The 3,673-nt window shown below is 66.6% G+C and carries 4 protein-coding genes; 1 reads left to right on the top strand and 3 read right to left on the bottom strand.

What is annotated here, in order from left to right:
• From ACTWQJ_RS48250 to ACTWQJ_RS48260, 3 genes are all read right to left on the bottom strand, one after another.
• A partial coding sequence (locus ACTWQJ_RS48250; protein WP_443312711.1) for a carbohydrate ABC transporter permease occupies positions 1-692 on the bottom strand: 692 nt, incomplete at its 3' end.
• 12 nt (positions 693-704) lie between these two features.
• Entirely contained in the window at positions 705-1,700 is a 996-nt protein-coding gene (locus tag ACTWQJ_RS48255; RefSeq protein ID WP_443312712.1) for a carbohydrate ABC transporter permease, read from the bottom strand.
• Positions 1,701-1,792: 92 nt separating this feature from the next.
• Complete coding sequence (locus ACTWQJ_RS48260; RefSeq protein WP_443312713.1) at positions 1,793-3,100, bottom strand: ABC transporter substrate-binding protein; 1,308 nt, start codon at positions 3,098-3,100, stop codon at positions 1,793-1,795.
• Positions 3,101-3,402: 302 nt separating this feature from the next.
• Here ACTWQJ_RS48260 and ACTWQJ_RS48265 point away from each other — a divergent pair.
• The coding region (locus ACTWQJ_RS48265; protein WP_443312714.1) for a LacI family DNA-binding transcriptional regulator at positions 3,403-3,673 on the top strand (271 nt) is incomplete at its 3' end.

A 3,673-nucleotide genomic window follows, 5' to 3' on the forward strand; every position in this document is an offset into this window, starting at 1 on the left:
ATGAACAGGACCGCCATCGCGGGCCGTGCGACGGGCAGCACGATGCTCCAGAAGATCCGCAGCGAGTGTGCGCCGTCCACGCGTCCGGCCTCGACGAGTTCGTCCGGCAGCGCCTCCGAAAGGTACTGCCGCATGAAGAAGACGCCGACCGCGCTTACCAGCGTGGGGAAGATGACGGCAGGGAGCTGCTGGGACCAGCCGAGCTCGGACATCATCATGAACAGCGGGACGACGCCGAGTTGCGGCGGCACCATCATGGTGCCGATCACCAGCATGAGCAGAGCGTTGCGGCCCTTGAACCGCAGCTTGGCGAAGGCGAAGCCCGCCAGGGTGGCGAACAAGACCGTGGACAGAGCGATCACCCCCGCCACGATCAGGCTGTTGATCATGGCCTTCCCCATCGCCGCCTCGTCCCAGGCGCGGGCGAGGTTGCTGAACAGGTTCGGGCCGGGCAGGAACGGCGGTGGCGTCTGGCTGACCCGGGTGTTGTCGGTGGAGGCCGCCACCATCGTCCAGTACAGCGGGAAGATCGACAGAATCGCCATCACGGCGAGCAGGATGTAGCCGAGCGGGCCCACGTGGTGTTGACGGCCGGCGCGCTGGCGCAGCAGCCGGCGGCCACCGCGGCCCGTCTTCTCGGCGGGGGTCCGGACTGCGGTGTCCGTCCGGACCGGGAGGCTGTTGGTGGTCATGGCGACTCCTGGTCAGGACGTACGGTTGCGCAGGCGCTTGATCAGCCGCTGCACCACGAAGACGAGGATGAGGAGCAGGAACATCGCCCAGGCGACGGTCGCTGCGCGGCCCATCTGGTAGTTCCTCCAGCCCTCTTCGTACAGCAGCAGGCCCAGCGTCTGGTACTGGTTGTCCGCGCCGCCGGTGACACCGTTGGGTCCCTGGCCGAAGATCAGCGGCTCACCGAACAGCTGGGTGGCGCCGATCGTGGAGAGCACGATGGTGAAGACGATGGTGGAGCGGATCCCGGGAACGGTGACGTGGGTGAACTGCTTCCACCGCGAGGCGCCGTCGATGGAGGCCGCCTCGTACCGCTCGGCCGGGATGGCCTGCATGGCGGCCAGGTAGAGCAGCGCGTTGTAGCCGGTCCAGCGCCAGATCACGATGGTGGAGATTGCGATCTGGGCGGGCCACTTGTCGGACTCCCAGTTCACCGGGTCGATGCCGACCACGCCGAGCGCCCAGTTGATCATGCCGAAGTCGCGTTCGAAGAGCATGGTGAACACGAGGGCGGCGGCGCCTACCGAGGTGGCGTAGGGGACCAGCGAGGCGACGCGGAAGAACAGCGAGGCGCGCATCCTGTAGTTGAGCAGGTGCGCCAGGCCGAGTGCCATCAGCAGCTGCGGCACCGTGGAGATGACGCCGATGGTGAAGGTGTTCTGCAGCGCGTTCCAGAACCTTGAGTCGCCCCAGAGCTCGACGTAGTTGTCGAACGCCACCCACTCCATGACATCGAGGGTGGCCAGCTCCACGTCGTGCAGGGAGATCCACGACGTGTAGATGAGGGGGTAGAAACTGAACGCGGCGAAGACGACGAAGAACGGCGCGACGAACGCGTATGGCGCGCCCTTGACGTCCAGCCGGTGCAGCAGCGCGCTGCGCCGCCGGGCGGTGCCCTCGCCGCCCGTCTTAGGAGACGGGCCTGGACGCTCCTCGCCGGCCAGGGCTTTGGTGGTGGAGGTGGCCACCGGACTTCCTTCCTGAGTGCGGATGTGTGAGCCGGGCCCTGGGCGCGCCGGCAGGGTGCGGGCGCGCCCAGGGCAACCGGAGGCTCAACGGGTCAGCCGACGGCCTTCTCGATGCGCTCCGCGGTGGTGTCCCATGCCTCGTCGGGCGAGGTGCCCTGCTCGATCAGCGCCAGGCCCTGGGAGAAGGTGTCCTTGATCGTGCCGTCCTTGCGGCCGAGGACCTGCTTGTCCGGGATCTCCTGAGCGGCGTCACCGAAGATCTGGCCGATCGGTGCGTTGCTGAAGTACTCCGAGGTGACGCTCTTCACTTCGTCACTCTCCAGCGCCGTCTTGGAGGACGGGATGTTGCCCAGTTCCTTGAAGATGTGGGCCTGCTGCTCCGGTGCGGTCAGCCAGGCGACGAGCTTCTTGGCCTCCTCCTGCACCGGGCTCTTCTCGATCACGCCGAGGAAGGTCCCGCCCCAGTTGGCACCCTTGGGCGCCTTGGCGACGTCCCACTTGCCCTTGTTCGCGTCACCGGCCTTCTCACTGATGTGGCTGAGCATCCAGGCCGGACACACGGCGGTCGCGAACGTGCCGTTGGCCAGCCCCGGGTCCCAGCCAGGCTGGAACTGGCGGAGTTTGGCGGTGAGGTCGTCCTCGGCGGCATCGGCGGCAAGGTTCCAGGCCTCCTTCACGGCCGGGTTCTTGTCGTAGATCAGCTCGCCCTTTTCGTTGTAGTACTGCTCGGGATAGCCGTAGACCATGGCGTTGAACAGGCCGCTGGACGAGTCCATGTAGGCCACGTCGTCGCCCTTGAAGTCCTTCTTGAAGGTGCGGCCGACCTCGACGTACTTCTCCCAGTCGCCCTCCCACAGCTTGCCGACCTCCTCGCGGTCGGTGGGCAGGCCGGCCTGCCCGAAGTAGTCCTTGCGGTAGCAGACGGCCATCGGGCCGATGTCGGTGCCGAGGCCCAGCACCTTGCCGTCCGCGGTGCTGATCTGGGACTCCTTCCAGGGCAGGAAGTGCTCGGTGCCCGCCATGTCGGAGAAGTCCGCGAACTTGTCCGACTGGGTGTCGACGATCTCCTTGGCCCGGCCGATCTCGATGCCCTGGATGTCCTTGAGGCCGTTCCCGGCGGCGAGCCGGGTCTGCAGTGCGGTGTAGTACGTCTGCTCGTCGCCGGCTATCTCGGCCTGGACGTCGACGCCTGGGTTCTCCTTCTCGTACTGCTCGATGAGGCCCGTTTCCTCGATGCCCATCACGCCGAACAGGCCCATGGTGATGACGACCTTGCCGTCCTTCTTGCCACCGCCCGTAACCGAATCGTCACCGCTGCTGCAACCTACAACAAGTGACAGCGCGCCGACGGCCGCGGCTGTCGCCACCGCCTTCGTACGCAACGAACCGAGACTGCCCATGAAATCTCCTCCTAGCGGCGGCGCTGACACATCGGAGTGACGAGTTTCTGCGATGACTACAGCGGCTCTGATGAGTGGTGGGAACGTGCCCACTTCAGGGTGGGCACGTTCCCAACAACGCATCGAAGACTCGCGGCAGCGAGCCGATCTGTCAATGACTTGAAAGCAACTCTTGGGCGGTCCGGCCGCCCGGCGTTCGCCTTCCTGGGCCCATGGGGTGCTCCGCCCCGGCGGTGTCTGCAAGAATTGTCGCTGGTCACCTCCGCGGCCGGCGTCGCCGCGGCTGCCGAGGAGGGGAGCGCATGGCTGGGAACCGCCGTCCCACGATCAAAACGGTCGCCGCCCGTGCCGGTGTGGGGCGGACGACAGTGTCCCGCGTCGTCAACGGCTCGGATCTGGTCAGTGCCGACGCGCGATCCAGGGTCCTGGCGGCGATCAAGGAGCTCAACTACGTTCCCAACTCGGTCGCCCGCGGCCTGGTGACCAACCGCACCAACGCGGTGGCCCTGGTGATCCCGGAATCGGAGAGCCGACTCGGTTCGGAACCCTTCTTCGCCGCGCTGATCCGAGGGG

It is taken from the genome of Streptomyces sp. KR55, from assembly GCF_052245645.1.
In the GTDB taxonomy this organism is placed as follows: Bacteria; Actinomycetota; Actinomycetes; order Streptomycetales; family Streptomycetaceae; genus Streptomyces; species Streptomyces flavusporus.

Bases quoted from the DNA above. Each gene is read 5' to 3' on its own strand.
- ACTWQJ_RS48260 (WP_443312713.1), bottom strand. From the start codon at position 3,100: ATGGGCAGTCTCGGTTCGTTGCGTACGAAGGCGGTGGCGACAGCCGCG.